General features: G+C 75.1%; 25 protein-coding genes, 1 tRNA gene and 1 rRNA gene. 12 read left to right on the top strand and 15 right to left on the bottom strand.

Features of this window, described 5'->3' with window-relative positions; genetic code table 11:
* Positions 1-87: ribosomal RNA gene (gene rrf, locus ABZ801_RS40400) — 5S ribosomal RNA — on the top strand; the annotation flags it as partial.
* Between the two features lie 62 nt (positions 88-149).
* Here rrf and ABZ801_RS40395 read toward each other — a convergent pair.
* Complete coding sequence (locus ABZ801_RS40395) at positions 150-1,802, bottom strand: DNA repair helicase XPB (RefSeq protein ID WP_344951313.1); 1,653 nt, start codon at positions 1,800-1,802, stop codon at positions 150-152.
* Positions 1,803-1,971: 169 nt separating this feature from the next.
* Positions 1,972-2,337, bottom strand: coding sequence for a helix-turn-helix domain-containing protein (locus ABZ801_RS40390; protein ID WP_360708945.1), 366 nt, complete (start codon positions 2,335-2,337; stop codon positions 1,972-1,974).
* A 168-nt stretch (positions 2,338-2,505) separates the two neighbouring features.
* Here ABZ801_RS40390 and ABZ801_RS40385 point away from each other — a divergent pair, with 168 nt between their 5' ends.
* Positions 2,506-2,631 carry a hypothetical protein gene (locus ABZ801_RS40385; protein ID WP_360708942.1) on the top strand — a complete coding sequence of 42 codons (126 nt, stop codon included), beginning with the start codon at positions 2,506-2,508 and terminating at the stop codon, positions 2,629-2,631.
* 66 nt (positions 2,632-2,697) lie between these two features.
* On the top strand, positions 2,698-3,267 hold the full coding sequence (locus ABZ801_RS40380) for a hypothetical protein (RefSeq protein WP_360708939.1): 570 nt from the start codon (positions 2,698-2,700) through the stop codon (positions 3,265-3,267).
* A gap of 54 nt (positions 3,268-3,321) precedes the next feature.
* Here the strand turns inward: ABZ801_RS40380 and ABZ801_RS40375 are convergent, their stop codons facing one another.
* The 5 genes from ABZ801_RS40375 to ABZ801_RS40355 all read right to left on the bottom strand — a co-directional run bounded on the left by ABZ801_RS40375 (position 3,322) and on the right by ABZ801_RS40355 (position 9,129).
* A complete protein-coding gene (locus ABZ801_RS40375; protein ID WP_360708936.1) occupies positions 3,322-3,816 on the bottom strand; it encodes a hypothetical protein in 495 nt (164 codons plus the stop codon).
* Between the two features lie 68 nt (positions 3,817-3,884).
* Positions 3,885-5,486, bottom strand: coding sequence for a TROVE domain-containing protein (locus tag ABZ801_RS40370; RefSeq protein WP_360708933.1), 1,602 nt, complete (start codon positions 5,484-5,486; stop codon positions 3,885-3,887).
* 284 nt (positions 5,487-5,770) lie between these two features.
* Positions 5,771-5,831: transfer RNA gene (locus tag ABZ801_RS40365), tRNA-Ser, on the bottom strand.
* A 225-nt stretch (positions 5,832-6,056) separates the two neighbouring features.
* Complete coding sequence (locus ABZ801_RS40360; RefSeq protein ID WP_360708930.1) at positions 6,057-8,426, bottom strand: helicase-associated domain-containing protein; 2,370 nt, start codon at positions 8,424-8,426, stop codon at positions 6,057-6,059.
* A gap of 79 nt (positions 8,427-8,505) precedes the next feature.
* On the bottom strand, positions 8,506-9,129 hold the full coding sequence (locus ABZ801_RS40355; RefSeq protein ID WP_360708928.1) for a TetR/AcrR family transcriptional regulator: 624 nt from the start codon (positions 9,127-9,129) through the stop codon (positions 8,506-8,508).
* A gap of 157 nt (positions 9,130-9,286) precedes the next feature.
* On the opposite strand from ABZ801_RS40355, the gene ABZ801_RS40350 reads away from it, so the two are divergent.
* Positions 9,287-9,976, top strand: coding sequence for a hypothetical protein (locus ABZ801_RS40350; RefSeq protein WP_360708925.1), 690 nt, complete (start codon positions 9,287-9,289; stop codon positions 9,974-9,976).
* Positions 9,977-10,065: 89 nt separating this feature from the next.
* Here ABZ801_RS40350 and ABZ801_RS40345 read toward each other — a convergent pair whose 3' ends face one another.
* A complete protein-coding gene (locus ABZ801_RS40345) occupies positions 10,066-10,464 on the bottom strand; it encodes a hypothetical protein (RefSeq protein WP_360708922.1) in 399 nt (132 codons plus the stop codon).
* Positions 10,465-10,790: 326 nt separating this feature from the next.
* On the opposite strand from ABZ801_RS40345, the gene ABZ801_RS40340 reads away from it, so the two are divergent.
* Positions 10,791-11,486, top strand: a complete 696-nt coding sequence (locus tag ABZ801_RS40340) for an HAD hydrolase-like protein (RefSeq protein WP_360708919.1) — start codon at positions 10,791-10,793, stop codon at positions 11,484-11,486.
* A gap of 190 nt (positions 11,487-11,676) precedes the next feature.
* Positions 11,677-12,072, top strand: coding sequence for a cold-shock protein (locus ABZ801_RS40335; RefSeq protein ID WP_344951288.1), 396 nt, complete (start codon positions 11,677-11,679; stop codon positions 12,070-12,072).
* A gap of 83 nt (positions 12,073-12,155) precedes the next feature.
* On the opposite strand, the gene ABZ801_RS40330 is transcribed toward ABZ801_RS40335, so the two are convergent.
* Complete coding sequence (locus tag ABZ801_RS40330) at positions 12,156-13,589, bottom strand: MFS transporter (protein ID WP_360708916.1); 1,434 nt, start codon at positions 13,587-13,589, stop codon at positions 12,156-12,158.
* A gap of 154 nt (positions 13,590-13,743) precedes the next feature.
* Here ABZ801_RS40330 and ABZ801_RS40325 point away from each other — a divergent pair, with 154 nt between their 5' ends.
* The gene (locus ABZ801_RS40325) at positions 13,744-14,682 is read left to right on the top strand and encodes a DUF3027 domain-containing protein (RefSeq protein ID WP_360708913.1); all 939 of its coding nucleotides are present in this window, start codon (positions 13,744-13,746) and stop codon (positions 14,680-14,682) included.
* 12 nt (positions 14,683-14,694) lie between these two features.
* Positions 14,695-17,685, top strand: a complete 2,991-nt coding sequence (locus tag ABZ801_RS40320; protein WP_360708912.1) for a hypothetical protein — start codon at positions 14,695-14,697, stop codon at positions 17,683-17,685.
* Between the two features lie 57 nt (positions 17,686-17,742).
* Here the strand turns inward: ABZ801_RS40320 and ABZ801_RS40315 are convergent, their stop codons facing one another.
* Genes ABZ801_RS40315 through ABZ801_RS40305 form a run of 3 tightly spaced genes read right to left on the bottom strand, consistent with a single transcriptional unit; the run spans position 17,743 to position 19,426 of the window.
* Positions 17,743-18,006, bottom strand: coding sequence for a DUF2530 domain-containing protein (locus ABZ801_RS40315; protein ID WP_360708909.1), 264 nt, complete (start codon positions 18,004-18,006; stop codon positions 17,743-17,745).
* Positions 18,007-18,011: 5 nt separating this feature from the next.
* Positions 18,012-18,602 (bottom strand): TetR-like C-terminal domain-containing protein, encoded by a 591-nt coding sequence (locus ABZ801_RS40310; RefSeq protein WP_360708906.1) that lies wholly within the window; start codon positions 18,600-18,602, stop codon positions 18,012-18,014.
* Complete coding sequence (locus tag ABZ801_RS40305) at positions 18,602-19,426, bottom strand: alpha/beta hydrolase (RefSeq protein ID WP_360708903.1); 825 nt, start codon at positions 19,424-19,426, stop codon at positions 18,602-18,604. Before ABZ801_RS40305 ends, ABZ801_RS40310 begins: the two co-directional genes overlap by 1 nt.
* Positions 19,427-19,699: 273 nt before the next feature.
* Between ABZ801_RS40305 and ABZ801_RS40300 the strand changes: the two genes are divergently transcribed.
* The 3 genes from ABZ801_RS40300 (at position 19,700) to thpR (ending at position 22,195) form a co-directional block, all read left to right on the top strand.
* The gene (locus ABZ801_RS40300) at positions 19,700-20,164 is read left to right on the top strand and encodes a MarR family transcriptional regulator (protein ID WP_344951272.1); all 465 of its coding nucleotides are present in this window, start codon (positions 19,700-19,702) and stop codon (positions 20,162-20,164) included.
* A gap of 152 nt (positions 20,165-20,316) precedes the next feature.
* Entirely contained in the window at positions 20,317-21,582 is a 1,266-nt protein-coding gene (locus ABZ801_RS40295; protein ID WP_360708948.1) for an MFS transporter, read from the top strand.
* Positions 21,583-21,634: 52 nt separating this feature from the next.
* Positions 21,635-22,195 (top strand): RNA 2',3'-cyclic phosphodiesterase, encoded by a 561-nt coding sequence (gene thpR, locus ABZ801_RS40290; protein WP_344951268.1) that lies wholly within the window; start codon positions 21,635-21,637, stop codon positions 22,193-22,195.
* Between the two features lie 42 nt (positions 22,196-22,237).
* Here the strand turns inward: thpR and ABZ801_RS40285 are convergent, their stop codons facing one another.
* The 3 genes from ABZ801_RS40285 to ABZ801_RS40275 all read right to left on the bottom strand — a co-directional run bounded on the left by ABZ801_RS40285 (position 22,238) and on the right by ABZ801_RS40275 (position 25,721).
* Positions 22,238-24,331: a hypothetical protein gene (locus ABZ801_RS40285; protein WP_360708899.1), complete on the bottom strand. Its 2,094-nt coding sequence runs from the start codon at positions 24,329-24,331 to the stop codon at positions 22,238-22,240.
* A gap of 54 nt (positions 24,332-24,385) precedes the next feature.
* Positions 24,386-25,459 carry a hypothetical protein gene (locus ABZ801_RS40280; protein ID WP_360708896.1) on the bottom strand — a complete coding sequence of 358 codons (1,074 nt, stop codon included), beginning with the start codon at positions 25,457-25,459 and terminating at the stop codon, positions 24,386-24,388.
* A 109-nt stretch (positions 25,460-25,568) separates the two neighbouring features.
* A complete protein-coding gene (locus ABZ801_RS40275) occupies positions 25,569-25,721 on the bottom strand; it encodes a hypothetical protein (RefSeq protein WP_360708893.1) in 153 nt (50 codons plus the stop codon).
* Here ABZ801_RS40275 and ABZ801_RS40270 point away from each other — a divergent pair.
* Positions 25,699-26,523 (top strand): hypothetical protein, encoded by an 825-nt coding sequence (locus tag ABZ801_RS40270; RefSeq protein WP_360708890.1) that lies wholly within the window; start codon positions 25,699-25,701, stop codon positions 26,521-26,523. The genes ABZ801_RS40275 and ABZ801_RS40270 overlap by 23 nt on opposite strands.
* The last annotated feature ends 2 nt before the right edge of the window (positions 26,524-26,525 follow it).

Genomic DNA, 26,525 nt, shown 5'->3' with positions numbered 1-26,525 from the left:
GGTCCCATTCCGAACCCGGTAGTTAAGCTCTTCAGCGCCGATGGTACTGCATGGGAGACTGTGTGGGAGAGTAGGACGCCGCCGGACATTCTCTTAGATAGAAAGGCCCCGCCGTTGCACGGCGGGGCCTTTCGCTTTTCCGGAAACCCTCAGATCTCTTCGCCCGCCAGGACGGCGTCGGCGTCGACGATGCGGTACGCGTAGCCCTGTTCGGCGAGGAAGCGCTGCCGGTGCGCCGCGTACTCCTGGTCCAGGGTGTCGCGGGCGACGACCGCGTAGAAGCGGGCCGTCTGGCCGCCGGCCTTGGGGCGCAGCAGTCGGCCGAGGCGCTGGGCCTCCTCCTGACGGGAGCCGAAGGCACCCGACACCTGGACGGCGACGGAGGCCTCGGGGAGGTCGATGGAGAAGTTGGCGACCTTGGAGACCACCAGGACGCCGATCTCGCCGGAGCGGAAGGCGTCGAAGAGCCGTTCGCGTTCCCGCACCCGCGTCTCCCCCTTGATGACGGGGGCGTCGAGGAGGGCGCCGATCTCGTCGAGCTGGTCGATGTACTGGCCGATGACCAGGGTCTGCTGGCCGCGGTGGCGGTCCACCAGCGCCTGGACGAGCTTGGTCTTGGTCTCGGTGGTGGCGCAGAACCGGTAGCGCTCGTCCGGCTCGGCCGTGGCGTAGGCGAGCCGCTCCGAGTCGGTCAGCGTCACCCGCACCTCGACGCAGTCGGCGGGGGCGATCCAGCCCTGGTTCTCCATGTCCTTCCAGGGCGCGTCGTACCGTTTCGGGCCGATCAGGGAGAACACGTCGCCCTCGCGGCCGTCCTCGCGCACGAGCGTGGCGGTCAGCCCGAGGCGGCGGCGCGCCTGCAGGTCGGCGGTCATCCGGAAGATCGGCGCCGGCAGCAGGTGGACCTCGTCGTAGACGACCAGGCCCCAGTCGCGGGCGTCGAACAGCTCCAGGTGGGTGTAGGCGCCCTTCCGGCGGGTCGTCATGATCTGGTACGTGGCGATGGTGACCGGCCGGATCTCCTTCTTCGCGCCGGTGTACTCGCCGATCTCGTCCTCGGTCAGCGAGGTGCGGCGCAGCAGCTCCTGCTTCCACTGGTGCGCCGAGACGGTGTTGGTGACGAGGATCAGCGTGGTCGCCTTGGCGCGGGCCATGGCGGCTGCGCCGACGAGGGTCTTGCCGGCGCCGCAGGGCAGGACGACGACGCCCGACCCGCCGTGCCAGAACGCGTCGGCGGCCTCGCGCTGGTAGGAGCGCAGCGCCCAGCCGTCCTCGGCCAGGTCGATGGGATGGGCCTCGCCGTCGACGTAGCCGGCCAGGTCCTCGGCGGGCCAGCCGAGCTTCAGCAGCGCCTGCTTCAGCGATCCGCGTTCGGACGGGTGGACCACCACGGTGTCGTCGGCGATGCGCTCGCCGAGCATGCCGCGGACCTTCTTGGCGCGCAGCACCTCCTCCAGCACCGCGTGGTCGGAGGAGGCCAGCACCAGGCCGTAGGTGGGGTGCTTCTCCAGGCGCAGCCGCCCGTACCGGGCCATCGTGTCGGCCACGTCCACCAGCAGCGCGTGCGGCACCGGGTAGCGGGAGTACCGCAGGAGGGTGTCGACGACCTGTTCGGCGTCGTGGCCGGCGGCGCGGGCGTTCCAGAGGGCCAGCGGCGTCACCCGGTAGGTGTGGATGTGCTCGGGCGCCCGTTCCAGCTCGGCGAACGGGGCGATGTCGGTGCGGCAGGCGTCGGCGAGGTCGTGGTCGACCTCCAGCAGCAGGGTCTTGTCGGACTGCACGATCAGCGGACCGTCGGACACGAAAAGCAGCCCCCGTCAGGCGTCGGAAGTGGGTGGCTCGTTCACAGCCGTCAACTGGAGAAGCACGTTACTCCAGGCCCGCGGTGCGGGCGGAGGTCTCCGCGCGGCCGGACGTACTTGTGTGCAACACGCCGGGCCCCCGGCGTCTTCCCAGGCCGGGCGGTGCCGCCTACGTGGCGGCCGGGGCCCGCGTCGCCGTGGCAGAAGCCCCGGCGGGAGCGGCGTCGGGAGACCCGGACTCGACGGCGTTGAGCAGCGCGTCCAGGAGGCCGGGGAAACGGGCGTCGAGATCCTCGCGCCGCAGCGACAGCAGGTTCTCGCGGCCGGAGGGGCGCTGCCAGATGACGCCGCTGTCGCGCAGGACACGCCAGTGGTGGGTGAGGGTCGACTTCGACACCCCGTCCAGGATGCTGCCGCAGGACTGCTCGCCGCCGTGCGCGAGGACGCGGACGATGCGCAGGCGCAGCGGGTTGCCCAGGGCGGACAGGACGTTCTCCAGCAGGATCTGGTCCCGGTCGGGGTGCTGAGCGATCATGCATCCAGCCTAGGGGCGGGGACGGACGGATCACGACCGATTGTACGACAGTTGTCAAACAGTTGCGCTGTTCGACGCGATTCGTACAGTCGAACCTGTGGTCTACGCCGTGTCGTCGCAGGCCGGGGGCTGGCGACGACGCAGGGCGTCATCCTGGCGGCCCGCGCGGTGCAGGGGGGCGGTGGGGCGCTGTCGCTCCCGTCCACCGTCGCGCTGGTCAACACGCTGTTCGAGGAGGGGCCGCGGCGTGACCGCGCGCTGGCCGTGTGGGGCGGTGCGGGCGCCAGCGCCTGACGCTCGGCGCGCTGCTGGGCGGTGTGCTGATCGAGGCCTTCGGCTGGTCCGCCGTCTTCCGTTAACGTGCCGCTGGCCGGGATCGTGGCGCTGGCGGCGCTCGCCGTCATCCCCCGGGGCCGGTTGCCGCGCGTGCGGCGCCGCTTCGACGTGCCCGGCGCGATGACCATCACCGCAGGCGCCACGCTGCTGGTGTTCGCGCTGGTCCAGGGCAAGGAGATCGGCCGGTTCCACCCGGGGATTCCGCTGGCGGCCGTGCTGGCGGCGGCGTTCGCGGTGGTCGAGGGGCGCGGTGCCGAGCCGTTGATGCCACCCCGGCTGGCGCGCAACCGCAGCCGGCTGGCGGGCGTCAGCGTGGCGATCTTCGGTCGCCTGCCGTACGGATACAGCGCGCTGGCGGCGGAGCTGGCGTTCCTGGTGCGCGCCACCGGGACGCAGTTGGGCGAGAGGCCGGCGACGCGCCTGGGCACGCGCGTCACGCTCGTGGCCGGGTTCGTCGCCGGCGTCGCGGGCATGGCGCTGCTGGCCGCGGGCGGGATGCTCCTGGGGTTGCTCGTCACCCTGCTGCTGCGGCGCCGTACGGCGGCGCCTGCGGACGAGGAGCCCGCAGGCGTCCGTATGAAGACGGCCGTGTGACAGCGCGGACGTGGCGCCCGGGGGTACGGGGGCCGCGTCCGCGGTTCGCGGCGGTCAGATGTTGCCGGTGCTGTCGTAGGTCGACGACGAGGAACCGGCGTCGACGATGATCGCGATGATGACCACGACGATCGCGATGACCAGCGCCAGCGCGAAGACCACCCAGCTCCACACGGTCAGCGAGCGGGCCGACCCGGGGTCGGTGGCGGAGCGGCTGATGGCCAGCGAGGACGTGACGATGCCGGGGATGGCCAGCACGTTGCAGCAGGACACGACGAGCAGGACGTTGCAGATCAGCGCCGCGATGGCCAGGCCGTTGCCGCTGTGGCCTTGGCCGGGCACGCCGGGCGGGCCGTAGCCGTAGGAGGGCTGCTGGGGTGTGCCGTAGCCGTAAGAGGGCTGCTGCGGGGTGCCGTACTGGCCGTTCGGGTCCCATCCGGGCTGCGCGGCGGGGTCGGACCAGCCCGCCTGGGGCGTGTTCTGCCAGCCGCCGTCCTGCTGCCCGTAGGGGTCGCTCCACCCGGACGGCTGCCCTCCGTACCCGCTCACTCGGGGCCCCTTCCGTAGCGATCGGACCGGCCGGTCGCCCTGCCCGGCGAGCCGCGGTCCGTCCGGTTTTATCGATTGGTTGGACTGTGCAGGCTATCTGTTGGTTCATCCAGATCCGTAGCCGGTGGCGGGAAGCGGCCGCGGCCCGGTGTGCGCGCGGCGGGGCCGTGCGCACACCGGTTCAGAACGGCCAGTCGGCGTTCCGGCCGGCCTCGATGAGCGGAATCATCGAGAACGCCGACGAGGTTCCACGTGTAGACGGGCACCTGCTGCGGCACCGCCCGCGTGGGCTCCTCGCCGCGGGAGCCCCACCACGCCTGCTCGTCGGTGACGATCACCACGCGGTCGTGGCCGCGGTAGTTGTCGCGCACCGCCTGCGCCGTGTTCGTCCCGCCGAGCGAGCCGAACCGCTCCACCACCTTCAGCGCCGACTCGCGGCGGCGGAACGGCACCGGGGCGTGGCCGGTGCCGAACTGCACCAGGTCGGCGTGTTCGGCCCGCAGCGCCAGCGCCGCGCCGAACACCGCCGCCGCGTCCGCCGAGGTCAGGTCGGAGCGGGCCGACAGCCGTCCGAACATCGACCCGGAACGGTCGACGAGCACCAGCGTGCGGCCCGGCAGCGCCGGGACGTTCGCCAGCGACGCGTCCAGCGCCCGCTGCAGCGGCCACGCCCAGCGCAGCGACGCCGCCGCCCGGTAGGCCGCCAGGAACCGCATCGGCAGCACCCGCGACCGCGCGACCTGCTCCCGGTCGCCCAGCCGCTCGGCCACCCGTGCGGCGACCTCGTCCGACACGCCCGCCTGGTCGAAGTTGCGAAGGTTGCGGAGGAGTGCGAAGTAGCCCATCGACGGGATGATCCGCTCCCAGAACGCCGCCGACAGCGGCCCCTGGATCCAGCCCGCCAGCGACTCCCAGGTCATCCCGGCGTCGGCGAGCACGCGCTCGGCGTCCGGACGGTCCAGCAGCGCGCGCCGCTCGTCCACGGGCAGGGCCAGCAGCTCCGCCCGCGCCCGCAGCGTCGCCAGCGACGCGGGGATGTCCCCGCCGCGGCCGTGCCGGCGGTCGATCGCGTGCCGGAACAGGTCGCCCTGCCACGGCGTGCGCGGCCGCGGATGGGTCAGCTCGATGACGTCGCCGAACCGGAAGTCGCCGCCGTCGTACTTGATCAGCGAGCGTTCGCCGTAGAGGCGGCGGACGGCGTCGGCGACACCGCGCTTGACCGGCTGCGGCAGCGCCCGCCCGTACCGGCCGTGCCAGTACGCCAGCAGCTCCCCGGGCTCGTCCGCGCGGCGCAGCGCCGCGGCGATCATCGGGCGGTTGCCGCCCGCGCGCCGCTCGGCCAGCCGCGCCCGCACGCCCTCGGCGGCCGCGACCACGGCGGCCGAACGCATCCCGGCGTCCGCGCGCAGCCAGCCGATCATGCGGGCCGTCCAGTCCGGGTCGTCCAGCGCGACCTGGCCGGCCAGCGTGCGGAACCGCTCGTCGCGCTCGTCGGCGCCCTCGTAGAACGTCTGCTCGCCGACCATGTTCGACACCGCGAGGAGGAAGAGTTCACTCTTGGGGCCGCGCGCATATCCCGGGGCGCCCTCATGGGTGCGGGCGGTGGGCGTGGACCGGGACCGCACGGCGCTCAGCGCGCCGGTCAGGCGTGAACGGTTGAACTTCGCCATGTCGGTACGGGCCTCCTGTCGGCCGCCGAGATCAGGTCGCGCGCAGGGCGCGCGTGGGCGCCGGGGCGGCGCACCGGGCGGCGGAAAATCGGGGGCCCCTCCCGAGTTCAGATCGGCCGAAGTGCTGTTGGACCCCACAATGGTGGAATCTCAAGGAATCGAACCTCAATCAACCCGAAGTAACTCCGGCCTGCGCACCGGGAGGGGCGAGTGAAAGGCGCGCCCGAGAACCGGGCGGCGGCGGTACGTAAGCGCTCTATCCGGCTGAGCTACCGCCCGGAGAGTCGGGCGGACAGGACTCGAACCTGTGACCTCTCCATTATCAGTGGAAGTAACCGCTGCCTGCGCATCGGGCGCGCACGTCGTCGTCGTTCCGCGAAGCCGTCGGCGTCAGCACCGTGGATTCGGTGGGCGCGGCGTCGTCCGGAGGACGGTTTCGGCATTCGCTCGCCGCCGACGACATATGCGTCTCGCGGTTCGCACCGGGTCCTCCTTTCGCCGTCGTCGTGACGTTCTCAACCGTGCCGCATTCGTCGCGCGGACGGCAACCGGATTTTCCGGTGCGCGTTTCTAGGAGTCGATTTCGGAGACGCCGGTGATGCGGTGCAGGGCGAAGCGCTGGACGGCGGCGCGGGTGGCGTCGTAGCCGGTCAGGTAGCCGCCCTCGACGCGCACCGGCTCCACGATGCGGCTGGACGACTGGCCCTGCTGGTCCAGGTAGCCGATCCACACCCGGGCGCCGCGGTCGACGGCGTCGCGCAGCAGCTCGACGGTCGCGGCGGCGGGGGAGCGGGGCGGCTCGCCGGACGGGGCGGACGCGGCGTGCTCGGCGCCGAACCGGGCGGCCTCGTCCCCGGCCCGCAGCGCGCGCACCGCCGCGGCGACCATGGCCTCGTCGGCGGTCGCCTCGGCACGCAGCCGCGTGATCTCGGCGGTCGGCGGCGGTTCGGCGCGGTGCGCGTCCGGACGGGTGATGATCACGCCGCCCTCGGGGGACTCGGCGACCGGCGCCAGCCCCAGCGACCGCAGCCCCGCCAGCAGCTCGCCGCGCGACAGCGCCGACGCCAGCACGGTCGGCGCCAGGCGTTGCAGCCGGAGCGGGGCGGCGCGCCGGTCGGCGAGGATCTCGTCCAGCACGGCGGGCGAGTCGGTGCGCACGTACGAGGCCATCGCCCCCACCCGCAGCGCGCCGTGCCGCCGCGCCACGTCCTCGATCAGGTACGTGAGCGGCTGCGGCAGCGGGGTCGCCGAGTGCCGGGTGAGCAGGGCGGTCAGCTCGTCGGCGGTGCGGCCCGCGTCCAGGGCCCGGCGGATCGACCCGGCCGTGAACCGGTAGACGGTGGCGCCGCCGGTGGACTCCACGTCGGCGGCCAGCGCCAGCTCCCGGGCCAGCTCGGTGACCAGCGGGCCCGGCGCGACGGCCGTCAGGTCGCCCTGGATGAGGATCTCCTCGACCGGACGCGGCAGGTGCTTGTCCAGGCCGGGCGCGGGGTCGGCGCCGTCGAGCAGGTCGCGGGCGTGGGGGGCGAGCTGGCCGAAGCCGGTCAGGCCGAGCACGGCGGCCTCGCGCAGCGTCCAGTCGACGAGGCGGTCGCGCAGCGGGCCGGACCGGCGCGGCCGCCGCCAGGTCAGGCGGGCCCGCACCGCGTCGGCGTCCACGGCCAGCCCGGGTTCGGCCTCGGCCAGCTCGCGCAGCACCGCGACGCGGGTGGACGGGGCCAGGGGCCGCACGGCCGCGTCGCCCAGCGCGTTGATCAGCCGGTCGCGGTCGTCGCGTTCGCCGACGAGCCCGGCGACGCGGTCGGACCTCAGCCAGCCGTGCGCCAGGTCCGTCCAGCGTCCGGCGGTGTCCTGCAGCAGCCACACGTCGTAGGCGGGGGTGGGCAGCCACTCGCCGTCCACCTCGCCGCTGTGGGTGAGCAGGCCCGCCGCGTACGCCGTCTCGATCAGCAGCGCGGCCTGCCACTCCTCGACGTCCAGCAGCGCCGTGGCGGCCCGCAGGTCGCGCACGGCCAGGCCGCCGCTGCGCAGCATGGGCGGCGGGTCCAGGCCCCAGCGTTCCAGCAGGTCCTCCACCATGCGGACGGCGGTGAACGCGGCCCCGGCGGCGGCGCGCGCCACCACGTCCTCCTGGCGTTCGCCGGGACGGGCGGGCGCGCTGCCGGGCCGGCCGGTCAGCGGGGGCGGCTGGGCGGTGACGTCCTGGAAGAGCCGCCCGCCGCGCAGGTACAGGGCCACCTCGCGGGGCAGGGTGACGGTGCGGTCGTCCTCGGCGGCGAGCAGGCCGCGCGCCAGCAGGCGCTCGATCGGGGTGGCGGCGGTGCCGACCCGCACGGGGCGGCGGGCGTCGGCGACACGGCCCACCGGCGGCCCCCAGGTGAGCTGGGCGAGGGCGGCGCGCGCGTCGGCCCCGGCGTCGGCGATCAGCGGTTCGGGGTCGGCGAGCAGCTCGGCCAGGCGGCGCAGCAGCCGGTCGGCGTCGGGGAATCCGCGCGGCTTGGCGTCCAGGTCGGTGATCAGCCCGACGAGCCGTTCGGTGGGATAGGTGGCGAACACCTCCCGCGCGGGCGGCCCCAGCCCGGCGGGGTGCGGCAGGGCCTGCCGGACGCCCGGCGCGGCGGCCGTCCGCTCCGACCCCCACACCAGGCCGTGGCCGCGCAGCCGGTCCAGGGCCGCCGCGGCCTCCGCCTCCGTGACGCCGATCGCGTCCGCCAGCGCCCGCGGCGCCGGGTCGGGCAGGACGAGCACGGCCTCCAGCACGGCCAGGGTGAAGCGGTCGAGCCGGTCCAGCGCGCGGGAGATGGCGGCCGGGGCGGCGGCGCGGGCCGCGAGGGCGCCCAGGTCGGCCGGAACCGGAGTGATCAGCTCGGGCCGCGCGGACAGCAGGGCGCGCAGGTCGGCGTCGTCGCGTGCGCGCAGCCAGTCGGCGTAGGTCTCCATGCCGTTCCCAACCTAGTCGGCGTGGAGGCGTGTGCGGGGAGAGCCGGGCGAGGTGAGGACCGGTGGACGGCGGGCGCGGTCAGGAGGAGGCGGCGGGGGCCTGCCTCACCAGGCCCATGCCCAGCCGGGCCCAGCTCGCCACGAAGCGCTTCTCGTCGATGCGGGTCGGCGGCTCGTACATCGACTCGTTGGCCAGCCAGTAGTTGACGACCGCGCCGCCCAGCACGGAGGCGATCGCGGGCCAGTCCTCGTCGGCGTCGGCCAGCTCCGGCTGCTCCGACAGCCACTGCGCGATGCCGTCGTACAGGGGGTTGACGATCCCCTCGCGCATCTCGGCCACCAGGTGGGGGAACTGGTCCAGGTCGCGGAACAGCACCCGGATGAGGTCCTGCTCCTCGCGCATCTTGGCCAGCCCGGCCTGGCAGGTCATCCGCAGCCGGATCTCCAGCGGGCGGCCCTCGTACTGCTTGGCGTGTTCGAGCACCTCGCTGACCTGCTTGCCGGTGCGCTCGATGTGCTCGCGGATGGCGGTGGCCAGGACCTCCTCCTTGGAGCGGAAGTGGCGGTACAGACCGCCCGCGCCCGGCGACAGCCCGGCCGCCGCCTCGATCTCGGCGACCGAGGTGGCCGCGTATCCGCGGTCGGCGAACAGCCGCAGCGACTCGGCCACGATCCGCTCGCGCGTTGAAGTCGGCTTGGTCACGTGTTCCTCCGCAAGAACAGTAAGGCATGTTCGCGCTGGCCGTATCCGTCCGATGCCCGGCACGCCCGGATCGTGACGCGACTCGCACCGTCCCCGGCGGCTAGAGTTCGTGCTACGCCTCTTATCCGGAAAGGGGCGTACGGGAGGGACCGAGCGAATGGCCGTACTGCCGCGGAGGAGGATCCGCGGATCACCGCGCACGCTGATCGGCGGAGCACTGCGCATCAGCCGAGAGGCTCCGCACGCGCAGCCCCACGAGGCTGCCCGCACCGAGTCCGACGAGCTCGCCGAGCTCACCGGGCTCGCCGAGCCCCACGAGAGCCACGAGCCCGCCGGGCCCGGCCGGCCCGCCGGGGCGCCGGGCGTCCAGGGCGCCGCGCGCACGGGGGCGCGCCGGGCGTTCCTGCCCGAGGACTTCGTGGTGCCCACGCTGGTCGCCGGTCCGCGTTTCCGCATCCGCCCGATCACCGTGCACGACGTGGTCAAGGACTACGCGGCGGTGCGGGGCAGCCTGGAGCGGCTGCGCGAGCGGTTCGGGCCGGACTGGGGCTGGCCGGACGAGGAGTTCACCTTCGACCAGGCGCTGATCGACATCGCCTGGCTGCAGAAGGAGGGCCAGCTGCGGCGCTCGTTCAGCTACGCGGTCACCACGCCGGACGAGGAGCGCCAGCTCGGCCGCATCCACATCGCGCCGTCCGACACCCCCGACGCCGACGCCGTCGTGGTGTTCTGGGTGCGCGACGACCAGGACGACCCGGCCCTGGAGCGGGAGCTGGAGGACTTCGTCCGCGAGTGGGTCGTCACCACGTGGCCGTTCAGCACCGTCCGTTTCCCCGGCCGCGACTGACCCGGCCGCAGCCGGCCTGACCACGACCGGACCGCGACCGGGCCACGACCGGCCCGGCCGTGCGGACCGCCGGGCGGGTCCGCGTGGCGTCAGCCGAGGCGCCGGACCAGCCCGACGACGATCCGGCCGGCCAGCAGGTACACCAGGGCGGCCAGGCCGTAGTTGACCGCCACCTCGATCTTGGCGTTCGCGGGCTGGAAGACGTCCTTGAACTGCCAGGCCAGGTCGTGCGCCCACCCGGCCACGCGCCGCACCAGCTCGTTGCCGGTGTTGGCCTCGAATGCCACGAACACGATGTGCACGGCCAGCACCAGCACCACCAATGTGGTGACGAGCGAGACCACCCCGGCCAGCACCGAGACGGCGCGCCTGCGGGCGGACCGGACGCCGCCGCCCGACAGCCGTGCGCGCCACCCGGGGGTTCCGCCCGGCCGGCCGCTGCCGCCGCCGCTGTGGCCGGTCATCGTGGTCTCGGTGTTGTCCGCCATGGCGCCCTCTTTCTCGGGATGGGGCGGATTGCCGTCCGACGGGGGATCGTTTGGGGGCCGCGCGCCCTTTCGAGACGCGCGTTTTTCCTGCTGAGAGGGTTCGTGCCGGGGTCGCCGGGTATATCCGCCGCACAACGCCGCCGGGCCGGGCGACCGGGCGGCGGCCGTACACAGGACTCCCGCGCTCCCCTACTCGGATCCCGTCGCATCGCCACTACCAGGGGAGCGCGGGGCTGTACGGGGCACGACCCCGGGGCACGCCGGGACGCCGCCCCGGCGGGTGGCCGTCGCTTCTTCCCCATACCTTTCCCTTTACCCTGTGTGGCGTGCTGGAGCCAGTTTCGCCGCGATTCGCCGTGGGGTTCGACCTCGACCTGACCCTCGCCGACACCCGGGCCGCGATCGGCGCGGTCTACGCCGCCCTCGCCGCCGAGACCGGCGTGCCGATCGACGTCGAGGCGGTCGTCGCGCGGATCGGGCCGCCGCTGGAGGTGGAGCTGGCGTACTGGTTCCCGCCGTCCGAGGTGCCCGCCATGGCCGACCGCTACCGCGCGATCTATCCCGACGTGGCGGTGCCCGCCACCGGGCTCATGCCCGGCGCGGTGGAGGCGGTCGACGCGGTGCGGGCGCGGGGCGGCCGGGTCATCGTGGTGTCCGGCAAGAACCAGGCCGACACCGAGCGGACCGTGCGCTTCCTGGGGCTGGCGGTGGACGAGGTGGTCGGCGGCCTGTTCGGCGCGGACAAGGGCGTGGCGCTGCGCCGTTACGGAGCCGGCGCCTACGTCGGCGACCACACCGGCGACGTGGACGCCGCGCGGGCCGCCGCCGCGACGGCGGTGGGCGTCGCCACCGGCGCGTTCGACGCCGCCGCCCTCACCGCGTACGGCGCCGACGTGGTGCTGCCGGACCTGCTGGCCTTCCCCGGCTGGCTCGCCGGCTTCGGCGACGGGGCGGGCAACGGGACGGGCGACGGTTCGGCCCGGGTTTCCGGCGAGCTCTCGGGCGACGGTTCGGCCGCCTGATTCGCCCCCGGCCCGGCTTTTTCCGGAGCGGTTTCGCCGCCGGAAATCCGGGTGCCCGGAAGGCCCCGCCGCAGGTAGCTTCAATCCGTGGCCTCGTAAGGGCTCCGGGCGGTCGCACACGTGTTCACCGCCCCGCGGCGAGGCACTAATCTTGAGGCCAATTCAGGACGAGAGTTGAACGAGGTCTCCCGTGCCCACTGGCAAGGTCAAGTGGTACGACGCCGACAAGGGATTCGGCTTCCTCACCCGCGACGACGGCGGTGAGGTCTTCGTGCACTCCTCCGCGCTCACCGGCGGCGTCACGTCGCTGAAGTCCGGCCAGCGCGTCGAGTTCGGCGTGGTCGAGGGACGGCGGGGGCAGCAGGCGCTGTCGGTGCGCACACTGGAGACCCCGCCGTCGGTGGAGAAGTCGATCGCCAAGGCCCGCCGCAAGAAGCCCGATGAGATGGTGGTGATCACCGAGGACCTCATCAAGCTGCTGGACGGCATCTCCAACACCTACCGTCGTGGCAAGCACCCGTCCCCCGCCGAGGCCAAGAAGATCGCCACCGTCCTCCGCGCCGTCGCGGACGACCTGGCGCCCTGAGGTCAGGTGACCGCAGCGGAGCTCTGCGGAGCGAGGACCGCCTGACCGACTGACGGGGGTGTAGGGGGTCGTCCCCCACACGACTACGTCGTTTCGGGGTGGGCGTCGGGGACGTGGGTGCGGCGGCGTGAGCGTGTGCGGCGGCGGCCCGGACGGCGCAGCAGCAGCGCGGCCAGCGACACGGCCAGGGCGCCCGCCACGGTCGCCAGGGCCACCCGGCCGTCGGCGACGATCGACATGCCGAGGCCGAGCAGGCCGCCGAGCACCCAGACCAGCTGGTGCAGGGTCTCGGTGACCGCGAACGTGGACGAGCGGACGTCCTCGCCGATCTCCTGCTGCACCATCGCGTCCATCGACAGCTTGCCGAGGGACTGGCCGAGGGCGCCCGCGAACGCCACCGCCAGCGCCGCCCACAGGCCGAACAGCGCCGCGCACAACGCCGCGACGGCCGTGACGAACGCCAGCGTGCCCAGCACCAGCAGCCGGGGCGCGCGTGCCTTCGCCCAGGCGCCCAGGGCGGTGCCGGCCAGGCCCCCGGCGCCCGCGCTCGCCGCGAGCATTCCGAGAGCGATGTTGCCGGACACGGGGTCGAACCGTTGCTGCCGCAGCAGGAACGCCAGGTAGAGGATGAGGAACCCGGAGAACGCCCGCAGCGCGGCGTTGGCCGTGACCGCCTCGGCGACGGCGGGGGTCAGGCGCGGGAGCGTCCGCCATCGCCCGCGCCGCCGTGGCCGTTCGGCGCCGTCCGCGGGTTCGGGGGCCGCGTCGGGCCGCGGTGCCGCGTCGACGTCCGGTGCCGTGTCTGAGGGGGAGGGGGCCGCGTCCACGTGCCTGGGCAGGCGGATCGTGACCACCACGCCCAGCAGGAACACCGCCGTGGTGACGCGCAGCAGCCAGTCGGCGCCGATCAGCACCGTCAGCCCCGCCGCGATCGGCGCGGCGACCGCCGCGGCCACCAGCCCGGCGAACGACACCCGCGCGTTCGCCGTCACCAGGGAGATCCGCTCGGGCAGCACCTGCGGGGTCGCCGCCGCCCGCAGCACCCCGAACGCCTTGGACAGCACCAGCACGCCGAACGCGGCGGGCAGGTAGGTCAGCTCGTCGCCGCGCGTCACCGCCCCGGCCATGCCCCAGCACAGCAGGCCGCGCGCGGCCAGCGTGGCGGCGATGGCGTAGCGGCGGGCGTGCCGCATCCGGTCCAGCGCCGGGCCGACCAGCGGGGCGACCAGCGCGAACGGCGCCATCGTGACCAGCAGGTACAGCGCCACCTGGCCGCGGGCCTGGTGCACGTCCAGGCCGAAGAACACCGTCCCGGCCAGCGCGACCGCCACCATGGCGTCGCCGGCGGCGTTGACCGCGCCCGCCTCGGTCAGGGTGCCGAGGCCGCTGCGCCCGGCGCCCTGGGCGTGCGTGGCGCGCCGCGTCAGGCGGCCCGCGCCGCGCACGGCACGGCCCGCGCCGCGGACGCCCCTGCGCAGCGAGCGCCCGACCGCGCCCGCGCGTGCCTGGATGCCCATGCGTCCTGATCTCCCCGTGCGGCGTGTTCGGGAGCCGATCCAATCGAGAGTACGTTTCCCTGGTGAGCGCCGTGCTCACCCGCGCGCGTCCCGGAGGTCCCCGGCGGGCCCCGGTGGTCTCGGCCACGCCAATTCATGCGCGAGAATTGAGGGCGTGAGCCCACTCCGTCAGTCGAGTCCCGCGCGTTCCACCGGCGCGCGCTCCGCCGGGGCGGCCCGTTCCAGCGGAACGGCGCGCTCCGGAGGGACGGCGCGCCGCCGCACCCCTGTCGTCGACCCGGCCTGCGCCGAGGCCGTCGACCTCGCCCGGGAGGCCGCGCAGGAGGTGGCCGCGGCGGGCGCGACGGACCGGTCCCCGTCGGCGCCGGTCGGCGACCACCTCGCCCTGCGCGCCGAGGGCGACCGGGTGGTCACGCACTACTTCGCGTGCCTGGATCCCGCCTACCGGGGCTGGCACTGGGCCGTCACGGTGACGCGGGCGGCCCGCGCCAAGGTCGTGACGGTCAGCGAGTGCGCGCTGCTGCCCGGGGAGGACGCCCTGCTGGCCCCCGAGTGGGTGCCGTGGCTGGAACGGCTGCGTCCCGGCGACCTGGGCCCCGGCGACCTGCTGCCCACCGCCACCGACGACGCGCGGCTGGCGCCCGGCTACGCCGACGTGGGTGACGCGGGCGACCAGCAGATGCAGTGGGAGCTGGGGCTGGGCCGTCCCCGCGTGCTGTCGCGCGAGGGCCGCGCCGAGGCCGCCGCCCGCTGGTACGACGGCATCGCCGGGCCCCGCGCGCCCATCGCCGCCTCGGCCCCCGCGCAGTGCTCCACCTGCGGGTTCTACGTGCCGCTGGCCGGTGAGCTGCGGCAGATGTTCGGCGTGTGCGCCAACGAGTACGCGCCCGACGACGGGCGCGTGGTGTCGGCCGACCACGGCTGCGGCGCGCATTCCGAGGCCGTCGTCATCCCCCCGGCGTCCGAGCACGGCCCGCCGGTGCTGGACGAGGTGGGCTACGACATCGTCAAGGTCAGCCCCGTCCGCGACACCGCCGACGCCTCCTCCGAGGCCCCTTCGGAGGAGGAGGAAGAGGCCCTCGGCCACAGCTGATCCCGCACTGCGGTGACATCGACCGTGAACGACGACCCGTTCGGCACCGGGGAGATCCGTGACCGCGTGCTGCGCGCGTGGGCGCAGTCCCCGGCGCGGTTCCGGGAGGACGCCAACGCCGAGGAGGACTTCGCGCTCGGCGGGTACCGCGACCGCGTGGTGGTGGAGCTGGCGCAGAACGCCGCCGACGCCGCCGTGCGGGCCGGGGTGCCGGGCCGCCTGCGGCTGACGCTGCGCGGCGCCGTGCTGACCGCCGCCAACACCGGGTCCCCGCTCGACGCGGCCGGGGTGGAGGCGCTGTCGACGTTGCGCGCGTCCGCCAAACGCGACGACGAGGGGGCCGCCGGCCGGTTCGGCGTGGGGTTCTCGGCCGTCGTGGCGGTGAGCGACCGGCCCGCGATCGTGTCGGCCCGCACGGGGGGTGTGGAGTGGTCGGCGGCGCGCGCCCGCCTGCTGGCGGCGCGCACACCGGCCCTGCTGGAGGAGCTGGAGCGCCGGGGCGGGCACGTGCCGTTGCTGCGGCTGCCGTTCCCGCTGGACGAGGCCGTGGACGTGCCGGACGGCTTCGACACCGTCGTCCGGCTGCCGCTGCGCGACGACGAGGCCGCCGGCCGGGTGCGCGAGCAGCTCCGCCAGGCCGGGCCCGCGCTGCTGCTGGCCCTGCCCGCGCTGACCTCCGTCGAGATCGACGTCGACGGCGAGACCCGCACCCTCACCGCCGAACACGACGAGGCGGCGGGCACGGTCGTGATCGACGGGACGCGGTGGCGCACGGCCGAGGACCACGGCGTGCTGCGGCCGGACCTGCTGGCCGACCGGCCCACCGAGGAGCGCGCCCGCCCGGTGTGGCAGGTGCGCTGGGCCGTGCCCGACACCGGCGACCTGGCCGGGACGCCCGCCGTCGTGCACGCCCCCACGCCCAGCGACGAGCGGCTCGACCTGCCCGCCCTGCTGATCGCCTCGTTCCCGCTCGCCCCCGACCGCCGTCACGTCGCGCCCGGACCGCTCACCGACTTTTTGGTGGAACGGGCCGCCGACGCCTACGCACGCCTCCTGCGCGCCCTGCCGACCTCCACGCGCCTGCTCGATCTGGTGCCCGGACCCGTGGCGGCCGGGGAGCTGGACGCCCGCATCCGCCGCGCCGTCCTGGACCGCCTGCCCGAGGTGCCGCTGCTGCCCGCCGCCGGCGCCGAGCGGGTGCGCGGCCGGGACGCGGTGGCCGTGGACGGCCCGGCGGCGTTCGTGGAGCTGCTGGACGGCGGGGACGACCCCGTGGTGCCCGGGCTGCTGCCGCCCGCCTGGCCGGTGCGGCACGCGGCGCTGGGCGCACTGGGCGTGCGGCGGCTGGACCTGGCCGACGTGATCGACGAGCTGGCCGCCCTGGACCGCGAACCGGCGTGGTGGCGCGGCCTGTACGAGACGCTGACCGGGGCGCCGGCCGACGCCCTGGGCGCCCTGCCCGTCCCGCTGGCCGACGGCGACCGGCTGGTGCGCGGCCCGCGCGGGCTGCTCGTCGCCGCCGACGGCGTGGACCCGGCGCGGCTGGGCGCGCTGGGGCTGCGGTTCGTCCACCCGGACGCCGTCCACCCGCTGCTGCCGCGTCTGGGCGCGGTGGAGGCGGGGCCGCGGGCGGTGCTGGCCGACCCCGCCGTGCGCGCCGCCGTCGAGGGCTCCTTCGACGCCGACGACCCGGACGAGATCGCCGAGGCCGTGCTCGGCCTGGTGCGGGCGGCCGGGATCGAGCCCGGCGAGGAGCCGTGGCTGGCGGAGCTGGCGCTGCCGGGCGCCGACGGCGACCTGTATCCGGCCGGTGAGCTGCTGCTGCCCGACAGCCCGCTGCGCGACCTGATCGCCGCGGACGCCCCGTTCGGCGTCGCCGACGCCGAGCTGGTGGAGCGGTGGGGCGCCGGCGTGCTGGCCGCCGCCGGGGTGCTGGAGGTGTTCGCCGTCGCCCGCGCCGAGGACGTCGAGCCCGCCGCGCTCGCCGACGGCGACGTGTCGCTGCACCTGGACGACGAGGACCGCTGGGCCGACGACGTCCTCGCCCGGGTCGGCGACCAGGAGCTGCCGCCGCTGCTGCCGGAGTTCCAGGCCGTGCGCGACCTGGAGCTCGTCGACGGCTGGGACGCGGCGCTGCGCCTGCTGGCCGGGCGTCCCGCGCTGCGGGCGGCGGTGGTGGAGCCGGCGCACGTCACCCTGCACGACGGCCGCCGGGTGGCGGTGCCGTCGTACACCGCGTGGTGGCTGCGGCGCCATCCGGTGCTGAACGGCCGCCGCCCGACCGAGTTCCATTTCCCCGGCGAGGACGATCTGCTGGCCGGGCTGTACGATCCCGCGCCCGCCGGCCTCGATCGTCCGTTCCTGCTCGCTCTCGGCGTCCGCACGTCGCTCGCGGACCTGCTGGCCGAGCCGGGCGGCGCGCAGGAGCTGCTCGACCGGATGGGCGACCCGGCGCGTACGGTGCCCCGGCAACGCCTGGGACGGCTCTGGACGGCCGTCGCCGACAACGCGTCCGCCCTGGAGCCGCCCGAACGCGTGCGGGCGGTCGTGGACGGCGAGGTGGAGGTGGTGGACGCCGCCGACGCCCTCGTCCTGGACCGCCCGGACCTGCTGCCCCTGCTGCGCGGCCAGCCGCTGGTCATCGCCTCCCACGGCGACGCCGCCGAGCACCTGGCCGAACTGCTGGACCTGCCGCTCGCCGGCGAGGAGATCGAGGGCGTCGTGCGGACGGACGGGGAGAAGCGGCCCGTGCCCGCGGTCGTCCGCGCGGTGCTGCCGGACGCGCCCGGCACCTACATCGCACATGACCGCCTGGTCGTGGACGGGGTCTCCGTGCCGTGGTGGTGCGGGGACGGCCAGGCGCACGCCACCGGCCCCTGGGGGCTGGCCCGGGCGCTGGCCTGGCTCAGCGGCCGCTGGGAGGCCCGGCTGCCCGCCGAGGCCGTCCTGCGCGATCCCGGCGCGCTGCCGACGCTCCTCGCCGAGAACGACCTGGAGTCCTGAGACCTGGAGTCCTGAGACCCGGCGCCCTCAGCCTTCGCCGGAGGCGCGTTCGCGCCTTTACCGCTGCTCGCCTCGGGACTGCTGCCCGTGCCTGGACTGCTGGCGGACGCGGGCCCGGTGCAGCCGCGGGATGTACCAGACGCCGAACAGCCCGGTGACGATCCCGGCCACGCACACCCACAGCCACCACTGGCGCTCGTCGGGCAGCCCGACGATCAGCAAGACGACCAGCGCGACCGCCCACGCCGCCGTCCCGGCGACCGCGACGCGCACGTCGTTGGTCTCCAGCGGCGGCGGGTCGGGGCGGCGCGGTCGGGTCATGCCGATCAGCCTATCGGCGGCTCGTGCGGCCCCGGCCGGGGCGCGGCGCGCAGGCCGCCGACGACCATCCGGACGAGCAGGTCGTAGCTGGCCTCCAGGTCCTCGGGCAGCCCGAACCCGCCCGCCGCCTCCAGCACGGCGAAGCCGTGCACGGCCGACCGCAGGCACCGGGCCGCGTGGATCAGGTCGGGGCCGTCCAGGTCGTAGCCGCGCAGCACGGCCAGCACCACCTCCAGCAGCCGTTCGCCCGTGTCCGCCATGCGGGGGTCGGTGAGCGGCTGCTGGCTCATGGCGGCGTAGCGGGACGGGTGGTCGACGACGTAGGACCGGTAGGCGCGCATCACCGCCCGCATGGCGTCGTCCCCGGAACGGCCCATCGCCGCCCGCTGGAGCCGCACCGTGAGCTCCTCCATCACCCGCCGCGTCACCAGGTCGCGCAGCTCGGCCAGGTTGCGCACGTGCTTGTAGAGGGACGGCGTCGCCACCCCGGCGGCCTTGGCGACCGCGGCCAGGGTGAGCGCGTCGGGACCGCCCGCGTCGACGATGCCGATCGCGGCGTCCACGACCGCGTCGGGGGACAGGCCGGCGCGCGGCATCAGGCGCTCACCCCGTCGCCGGCGGGCGCCACCTGCCGCAGGAACCGCAGGAGGGCCTCGGTGGTCTCGGCGGGGAACTCCTGGTGCGGGTAGTGGCCCGCCCCGTCGATCATCACGATCTCGGCGGGGCCGCCCAGCTCGGCGGCGACGGTCTCGGCCTCCGCGCGGGGGTCGGGGAAGTCGGGGTCCTTGGCGCCCATGACGACCAGCGCCGGGACGGACACCCGCGGCAGCAGCCCGGCCATCTCCGGCTTGGTGTCCAGGCCCATCGTGCGGGCGGCGGCCATCCTGCCGCGTTCGCGCATGTTCGCCTTGATCGCCGCCAGGTGCGCGGGGAAGTCGGCGGGACGCGGCCCCTTGTAGAGGTTCTTGTAGTACATGCCCCACAGTGCCGGGCTGCGCAGGACGAGCCCGGCCATCAGCTTCATCACCGGGTTGGGGGAGACGGGTCGTGCGAACGGCGCGACCAGCACCAGCCCGCGGACGAGGGACGGCTCGCGCACGGACAGCAGCGGCGCGGTGCCGCCGGAGAACGAGTGCCCGACCACGACCGCCGGACCGCCGCCCAGGTGCCGCACGAGCGCGGCGAGGTCGTCCGCGCCGTCCCCGACCGTGTAGGAGGCGAACCCGGCGGCCGAGTCACCGTGGCCGCGCAGGTCCGTGGTGACGACCCGGTATCCGGCCGCGGCCAGGGCGGGCGTGACGTGGCGGTAGGCGGTGCGCAGGTCGCCCATGCCCGGCGCCAGCACCACCAGGGGACCCGTGGCGTCGCCGGTGACCTCGTAGGCGATCCGGCCGCCGGGGACTTCGACGAACTCGCTCATGACCCGCTCCTTAATGTCGATAGCCGTAAAGCTAATGCCATTAGCCATCCTTGTCAAGCGCGGCATGGCAGCATGGAAGACGGGACATCAGCGAGCCGATCGGAGGAAGAAGTCGCGCCGCCCCGCGCACTCGCGCGCCCGCGCCCCCCGCGCGTCGCGAAAACGCGCAAGCCCCGGTGGCCGGTCGCGGTGGCGGGGTGCCCTGCCTGCGGTATGGCGGAATCCGAGCCACCGTCGTATCGTTAGCAAAAGCAATGACTTCTGCGAACGAACATGACAACGTCACCGACCACAAGCCGCGCGGTGTCGGTCCAGGGCCTGGCCGAAGACCTGCGCATCTCGATCGCCCGGCTGTCGCGCCGTCTGCGCACGCTGAGGCCCGACGCGGCCGGGGCGGCGGCCCCGCTGTCGCTCACCCAGTTCGCCGCGCTGGCCGCCCTCGATCGACACCGCGCGATGACCCCGCGGGAGCTGGCCGACCACGAGAAGGTGCAGCCGCCCTCGATGACCCGCGTGATCGCGTATCTGGAGAGCCGGGGACTGGTGGAGCGCAGCCCGCATCCGACCGACGGCCGCCAGGTCGTGCTGAGCGTGACCGAGGAGGGCCGCGCCCTGCTGGCCGGGGAGCGGCGCCGCAAGGAGGCCTGGCTGTCCCGGAGGCTGGACGCGCTGACGCCCGAGGAGCGGGAGATCCTGCGGCAGGCCGCCCCGATCCTGGACAAGCTCAGCCAGTCCTAGCCGCCGAGCCGGGCGGCCCGCCCGAGCCCGGCGACCCCGAGCCCGGCGCCCCCGAACCGGTCGGCCCCGAGGCGGTCGGTGCGGAGGCGGCCGGCGCGGAGGCCGCCGATGTGGAGCGTTCCGTCGCCGAGGCCGACCCGGCCACCGGCGGCATGTTCCGTTCGCTGCGCGTCCGCAACTACCGGCTGTTCGCCTCCGGACAGGTCGTCTCCAACGTCGGCACCTGGATGCAGCGCGTCGCCCAGGACTGGCTCGTGCTGGACCTGACGCACGGCAGCGGCACCGCGCTCGGCATCACCACCGGCCTGCAGTTCCTGCCGATGCTGCTGTTCGGCCTGTGGGGCGGCGTGATCGCCGACCGCTACCCCAAGCGACGCCTCCTGATGATCACACAGGCCGCGATGGGGGCGCTCGCCCTCGTGCTGGGCATGCTCGCGATCACCGGCACCGCCCAGGTGTGGCACGTGTACCTGCTGGCGTTCCTGCTCGGCGTGGCCACCGTCGTCGACAACCCCACCCGGCAGTCGTTCGTCGTCGAAATGGTCGGCAAACGGGACCTGCCCAACGCCATCGCCCTGAACAGCGCCTCGTTCAACGGGGCCCGGCTGGTCGGCCCCGCCGTCGCGGGCGTGCTGATCGCCGTGCTGGGCACCGGCCCGGTCTTCCTGGTCAACGCCGCCTCGTTCGGCGCCGTGCTGTTCGGCCTTTACGTCATGCGGCAGGACGAGCTGCACACCGCCGAGCCCGTCGCCCGCGGCAAGGGACAGCTCCGCGAGGGCCTGCGCTACGTGTGGGGACGCCGCGACCTGACGCTCGTGCTGGTCCTGGTGCTGTTCATCGCCACGTTCGGGATGAACTTCCAGGTGACCGTGGCGCTGGTGTCCCGCGAGGTCTTCCACACCGGGGCCTCGTCGTTCGGCCTGGCGTCCAGCATGCTGGCGCTCGGCGCGCTGGCCGGGGCGCTGCTGGCCGCCCGCCGCGCCACCCGGCCCCGGATGCGGGTGCTGATCGGCGCGGCGCTGCTGTTCGGCGTGCTGGAGGTCGTCACCGGGCTGATGCCCGCGTACTGGTCGTTCCTGGTGCTGCTGGTGCCGACCGGGATCGCGCTGATGACCTTCACCACCGCCGCCAACGCCACCATGCAGCTCGGCGTCGCGCCCGAGATGCGCGGCCGGGTCATGGCGCTCTACATGCTGGTGTTCCTGGGCACCAACCCGATCGGCGCCCCGGTGGTCGGCTGGATGGCCGAGCAGTTCGGGCCGCGGATGAGCATCGTCGTCGGCGGTCTGGTCGCCGTGACGTCGGTGCTGGTCGTCGCCGCGCTGGCCGTCCCGCGCGCCGGCCGCCGGCCGGCGGCGGTGCTCGGGGCGCTGCGGTCGCGTCGCGCGGGCGCCGCCGGGAACATGACGGAGACGTGACAAGGAGCGTGCCTGCTGAAAGGCTGGGACGCGTGGCCTTCCGGACGTTCGCATGAGGCTGTTCGTGGCGGTCGTTCCGCCCCCGCCGATCCTGGACGAGCTCGCGGAGTTCCTCGGTCCGTTCCAGAACGACCTGCCCGACCTCCGCTGGCTGCGCCGCGACCAGCAGCACATCACGCTCACCTTCCTCGGCGAGGTGGACGACCGCACGCACGACCGCCTGCTGCCCCGCCTCGAACGCGCCGTCGCCCGCCACCCCCGGCTCACGCTGTCGCTGGCGGGGGCGGGCGCGTTCCCCAACCCCGCGCACGCACGCGTGCTGTGGACCGGCGTGTACGGTGACCGCCGCGACCTGGCCCGCCTCGCCGCGTCCACGACCGCCGCGGGACGCCGCGAGGGCACGCTGCCCGACAAGCACCCCGGCTTCCGGCCGCACCTCACCCTGGCCCGCTGCCGCCGTCCCGTCGACGTGCGGTCCCTGCTGGAACCGCTGGCGGCGTTCGCAGGCGGCACGTGGACGGCCGAGTCCGTGCACCTGATGCGCAGCCACCTGCCCGGCAGAGGCCGTACGACGGTCGTGTACGAGTCGCTGCACAGCTGGCCCCTGCGCTGACCCGAGCGGCTCCCAGCGCCCCCAGGGACTTCTGCGAGGCCCCTAGAGCTCCGGGGGAGGCGGTGCGGGACGGTCGGCGTCCGGCGGCCCCCACGGCACCCCGTAACGCTCGCAGGCGCGCCGGAGCTCGCCCAGATCGGGCGGGAACGTCACCTGGCGCAGCACCCGGCCCGTCGGCCCCCACACCACCAGCCGCGGCATCCGCTCGGTGGACTCGTCCACGCCCACGCCGCCGATCAGCTCGCGACGCACCTCCCACTCGACGCGGCCGCGCAGCGTCACCACCGCCACCCCGGCCGCCGACACGCGCAGCTGCGCCCGGTTGCGGTCGTACAGCCAGTAGCCGCCCAGCCCCGCCAGCACCCCCGCAGGCACCGCCCAGCCCGCCATGCCCGAGAAACCGCCCAGATCGGGGCCCAGCCACACCGCGCCCAGCAGCGCCACGAACTCGCACAACAGCACGCTCATCGCGTACGAGCCGACCCGGGAACGGCGCGTGGCGTCCAGGAGCACCCCGGGCGCGGTGGACGGCGTCGGAGGCGCGGCCTCCTCGACCTCCGCCGGACCCGGACCGCCGCCGCCCGCCGTCTCCACCGGCGCCTCACCGCCGGACCCGCCCGCGTGCGACGGCACCGCCTCCGCCTCCGACGGCACCGACGACAGCGTGGACACCGCCGAATGGAACGCCGCGCTCAGATAGGCGTCGTACTCGGCGTCGGTCACCGGCAGCCCCGCCCGCCGCGCCGACTCGCGCAGGTCGGTACGGGAGATCCGCAGCGCCGACAGCGGCGCGGCGAAGAACTCGTCGCCATCGGAGTCGTACAGCCGCACCCACGCGTGCCCGGCGATCGTCAGCAGCTCGATGCCGCCGATCCGGTCCTCGGGCATCCGCAGCACCACGTCGCCGGCGGCGTCCACCCAGCCGAGCCCGCCGTCGGCCACCACCAGCCGCCCGCCCGGCACCTGCGCGAAGACCTCCGGCAGTCCCTCCAGCCCGTAGGCGGGGGAACGCGGGGTGCGCGGCCCCGGCGTGACGACCCGGTAGCCGTGGTCGTCCAGGCCGTGCGCGAGCTGGAAGGCGTCCAGGCCGTGCGCGGGCAGCCGGGCCAGCAGCCGCATCCGGTGGTCGAACGCCAGCACCGCCAGCGGGACGCGCCGCGGCTCGTCGGTCAGCGCGTCCAGCGCCAGGCCGGGGCCGACGACCAGCGCCGCCACGTCCCCGGCGGCCACCCGCCGGCCCTCCTTCGCCCCGGGCCTGGTCCGCACGTGCAGCCCGTCCCGCCGGATCGTCCACTCCACCTGGACGGCGCGCAGCAGCCGCCGCCGCGCCCCCGCGACCCCCGCGATGGCGGCCAGCGCCCAGCAGCCCGCCGCCAGCCGGTGCCCGAAGTCGGCCGTCCCCTCGACCGCGATGTGCGCGATCATCGTGACGCCCAGCAGAGCCAGCAGCGTGCCCAGCACCGCGGTACGGCCCCGTCCCGGCACCGGCTCCGGCGACGCCAGCCGCATCGGCTCGCCCGCCGCGCCCGACGCCGGCGGGTCCTCGCGGAGCGGCTCGTGCGCGGCGGCCAGCAGCGCCGCCTCCTGGTCGAGCAGCCGCTGCTCGGCGACGTGATGGCGGGGCAGGCCCAGGTCGGCGCCCGCGCCGGTCTCGCCGCCGTCGTCGTCCGACAGGCCCGAGACGGCGCCGTCCAGCAGGAACACCGGGATGCCCAGCCGGCGCGCGGTCACGAACAGCGCGAGCGGCTCCATGCCGAGGGCGTCCAGGCCGCCCACCGTCGTACGGCCGAACCGGTGCAGGACGGTCAGCCCGCCGTCGTCCACGGTGATCGCCAGGCCCTCGATCCGCGACCGCTCGTACCGGGTCAGGGTCGTGCCGTCCGGCGCCACCCGCTCCAGCCCCGCCGCCGACAGCCGCCAGTACGGCCGGGGACGGCGGCGGCGCAGGGACGCCACGGCCCCGGCGATCCACGGCGCCGTCGCGACCGCCCCGAGCAGCGCCGCCCACAGCCACACCGGGTGGATCGGCAGCAACGCCAGCGCCAGCACCGGAAAGGCCAGCCGTCCCGCGGCGACCGGACGCCACCGGGTCGCGGAGGCGTGCAGGCCGACCAGCTCGTGCTCCACAGTCCGCATCCTCACACGGGGCCCGGTGGGCCCGTCACTCCTTTTCCGATCCCACGCCTACGATCATGAACGCTTCCGCACGATGGCGTAACCGAGGGCCCCCGCGATCGCCAGCGCGGCGAACAGCCCCACGCTCGCCCCGGTCGAGTCGCGGCGCCCCTCCTCGGCCTCGGCGCCGGACCCGCCCCCGCTGCCCGTCCGTGCCGGCGGGGGAGAGGCGGGCAGCATGTCGTCCGGCAGCGGCACCCGGTACACCGGCTGGTCCAGGCCCTCGGACCCGGCCAGCAGCGACCGTCCGTCCGCCGCGAACGTGATCGACTCGCCCTGCTCCTGGCCGGGCAGGGAGATCGACCCCAGCGACCGGCCCGGCCGCCCGTCGGCCCCCACCGCGTAGGCGCGGGCGCCGAAGTACGTGCGGATGACGCACAGGCGCCCGTCCGGTGAGAACGCCCCGTCGGTGGCGATGCCCGGGGCGTCGCCGACCTTGCGCAGCGTGTTGAACCCGCCGGTGCGCAGCCGCGCCGGAGCCTCGTAGATCTTTCCGGAGAACAGCTTGCTGGCCACGTACAGCCGGTTGGTGCGCGGGTTGATCATCATGGTCTCGGCGTTGCGCGGCCCGTCCTCGTACTTCAGCCGGAACGCGGTGGCGCGCAGCGTCTGCGAGCGCAGCTCGGCGGGCTCGGGGACGCGGTAGACGGTGACGTAGGGCCAGGCGCCGCCCATGTTGTCGCCGATGTCGCCCACGTAGATCGCCGGACGGCCCCGCTCGTCGCGGCCAAGCGCCATGCCCTCCCAGTCGCGGGCCTGCGCGCCCGCCAGCGTCAGGACGGCGCGCGTCCTGCCGTCGGGGCCCAGCGCGAAGATCTCCGCCCGCCCGCCCGAGTCGTTGTGGGTGTAGACGACGCCGGGGTGCCGCACGCTGACCGCCAGGCCGCTGGACTCGGCGACGCGCGGATCCCGGACCGTGAACGCCACCTCGCTGCGGGCCTGGGCGTCCCTGACCGCGGGCGCCGACGCGGCCGCGGGCGCCGCCGCCACGGCGCCGGCCACCGACACCGCGCCGCAGGCCGCGCCGAGCCGGACGACGGCGCGCACGGGGGGCCTGGGGGCGGCTCGGCACGGGCGCGGCGACGACATGATCCGATCTTCCCCCGTTCCGCACCCGATCGATCACACGACCCGCCCCGACAACCGACCCTCGTCCGCCGCCCGGCCGACCTCGCGCGGCGGCCGGTCACGGCCGGACTCAGCCGAGCACGGCGCCGACGACCACGGCCAGGACGAGCGCGGTCAGCACGGTGGGGAGGAGCCAGCGGGGCGCACGGTTCACGGGTTCGAGCTTATTCGGCCGGGCCGCCCGCTCGAACCGTCCCGCGGTGATCGGCGTCTCAACGGTCATGTACGGACTGTTCGGGGTGCTGCGCTCGCCCGGCGCCGGGGATCCGGGCGCGGTGTCGGACGCCCTGGTGATCCTGGGCACGCTGGCCGAGGAGCGCGGCCGCGACACCGCCGGGATCGCGCTGTTCACCGGCCGCGCGGTCACGTCGGCGGCCGCGTCCGCGGGCACGCGCGACGCCCGCGGCTGCGACCTGTCCTACGACGGCTGCCGCGTGGTCACCGGCCGCGCCGCCTTCTCGCGGGTCTGGCGGCCCGAGCTGCTGCCGCTGCTGGACGTGGCGCCGCTCGTCGTCGGGCACACCGGCCGGGCCGCGCCGGAGTCGCCGGACGGGCGGCCGGACGCCGGTCCGCTGGTCGTCCCGGGAGCAGGCGCGAGAGCCGACGCCGGACTCGTCGGCACGCACGACGGCGACGTCGCGGCCGAACGGATCTTCCGGCTGCTGGCGGGCCGCAGGGACGCCGCCGCGACCGCCGAGACGCTGGGCGCCGCGCTGCCCGGACGGGCCGCGCTGGCGTGGGTCGACCGGGCCCGGCCCGACCGCGTCCACCTGGCCCGCGCCGCCCGCAGCCCGCTCACCGTCGCCGTCGACACCGAGCAGAACCTCTACTGGGCGTCCGAGCCGCGCTGGCTGCGGACGGTGCGACGGCACACCCGCGTGCGGTTCGCCACCGCCGTCATGCTCCGCGAGGGCACCTACCTGCGGGCGGGCCTGGGGGCGCCGGACGGGCGGCCGCACGTGCTCGGCAGCGCCGGGTTCACGCCGACCGCCCGGGGCACCGGCGAGTTCGCCGCCACCGCCTGACC

Source organism: Actinomadura sp. NPDC047616 (assembly GCF_040642915.1).
Lineage (GTDB): Bacteria > Actinomycetota > Actinomycetes > Streptosporangiales > Streptosporangiaceae > Spirillospora > Spirillospora miaoliensis.
Note: the sequence above shows the minus strand (reverse complement) of the source record. Positions and strands in the feature narration are given on the sequence as shown.

Coding starts and splice junctions, on each gene's coding strand:
- ABZ801_RS40300 (WP_344951272.1), top strand. CDS start 19,700: ATGACAACGTCACCGACCACAAGCCGCGCGGTGTCGGTCCAGGGCCTG.
- ABZ801_RS40330 (WP_360708916.1), bottom strand. CDS start 13,589: ATGGGCATCCAGGCACGCGCGGGCGCGGTCGGGCGCTCGCTGCGCAGG.
- ABZ801_RS40390 (WP_360708945.1), bottom strand. CDS start 2,337: ATGATCGCTCAGCACCCCGACCGGGACCAGATCCTGCTGGAGAACGTC.
- thpR (WP_344951268.1), top strand. CDS start 21,635: ATGAGGCTGTTCGTGGCGGTCGTTCCGCCCCCGCCGATCCTGGACGAG.
- ABZ801_RS40285 (WP_360708899.1), bottom strand. CDS start 24,331: ATGCGGACTGTGGAGCACGAGCTGGTCGGCCTGCACGCCTCCGCGACC.
- ABZ801_RS40370 (WP_360708933.1), bottom strand. CDS start 5,486: ATGGCGAAGTTCAACCGTTCACGCCTGACCGGCGCGCTGAGCGCCGTG.
- ABZ801_RS40345 (WP_360708922.1), bottom strand. CDS start 10,464: ATGGCGGACAACACCGAGACCACGATGACCGGCCACAGCGGCGGCGGC.
- ABZ801_RS40275 (WP_360708893.1), bottom strand. CDS start 25,721: ATGACCGTTGAGACGCCGATCACCGCGGGACGGTTCGAGCGGGCGGCC.
- ABZ801_RS40280 (WP_360708896.1), bottom strand. CDS start 25,459: ATGTCGTCGCCGCGCCCGTGCCGAGCCGCCCCCAGGCCCCCCGTGCGC.
- ABZ801_RS40350 (WP_360708925.1), top strand. CDS start 9,287: ATGGCCGTACTGCCGCGGAGGAGGATCCGCGGATCACCGCGCACGCTG.
- ABZ801_RS40310 (WP_360708906.1), bottom strand. CDS start 18,602: ATGCCGCGCGCCGGCCTGTCCCCCGACGCGGTCGTGGACGCCGCGATC.
- ABZ801_RS40360 (WP_360708930.1), bottom strand. CDS start 8,426: ATGGAGACCTACGCCGACTGGCTGCGCGCACGCGACGACGCCGACCTG.
- ABZ801_RS40305 (WP_360708903.1), bottom strand. CDS start 19,426: ATGAGCGAGTTCGTCGAAGTCCCCGGCGGCCGGATCGCCTACGAGGTC.
- ABZ801_RS40315 (WP_360708909.1), bottom strand. CDS start 18,006: ATGACCCGACCGCGCCGCCCCGACCCGCCGCCGCTGGAGACCAACGAC.
- ABZ801_RS40295 (WP_360708948.1), top strand. CDS start 20,317: ATGTTCCGTTCGCTGCGCGTCCGCAACTACCGGCTGTTCGCCTCCGGA.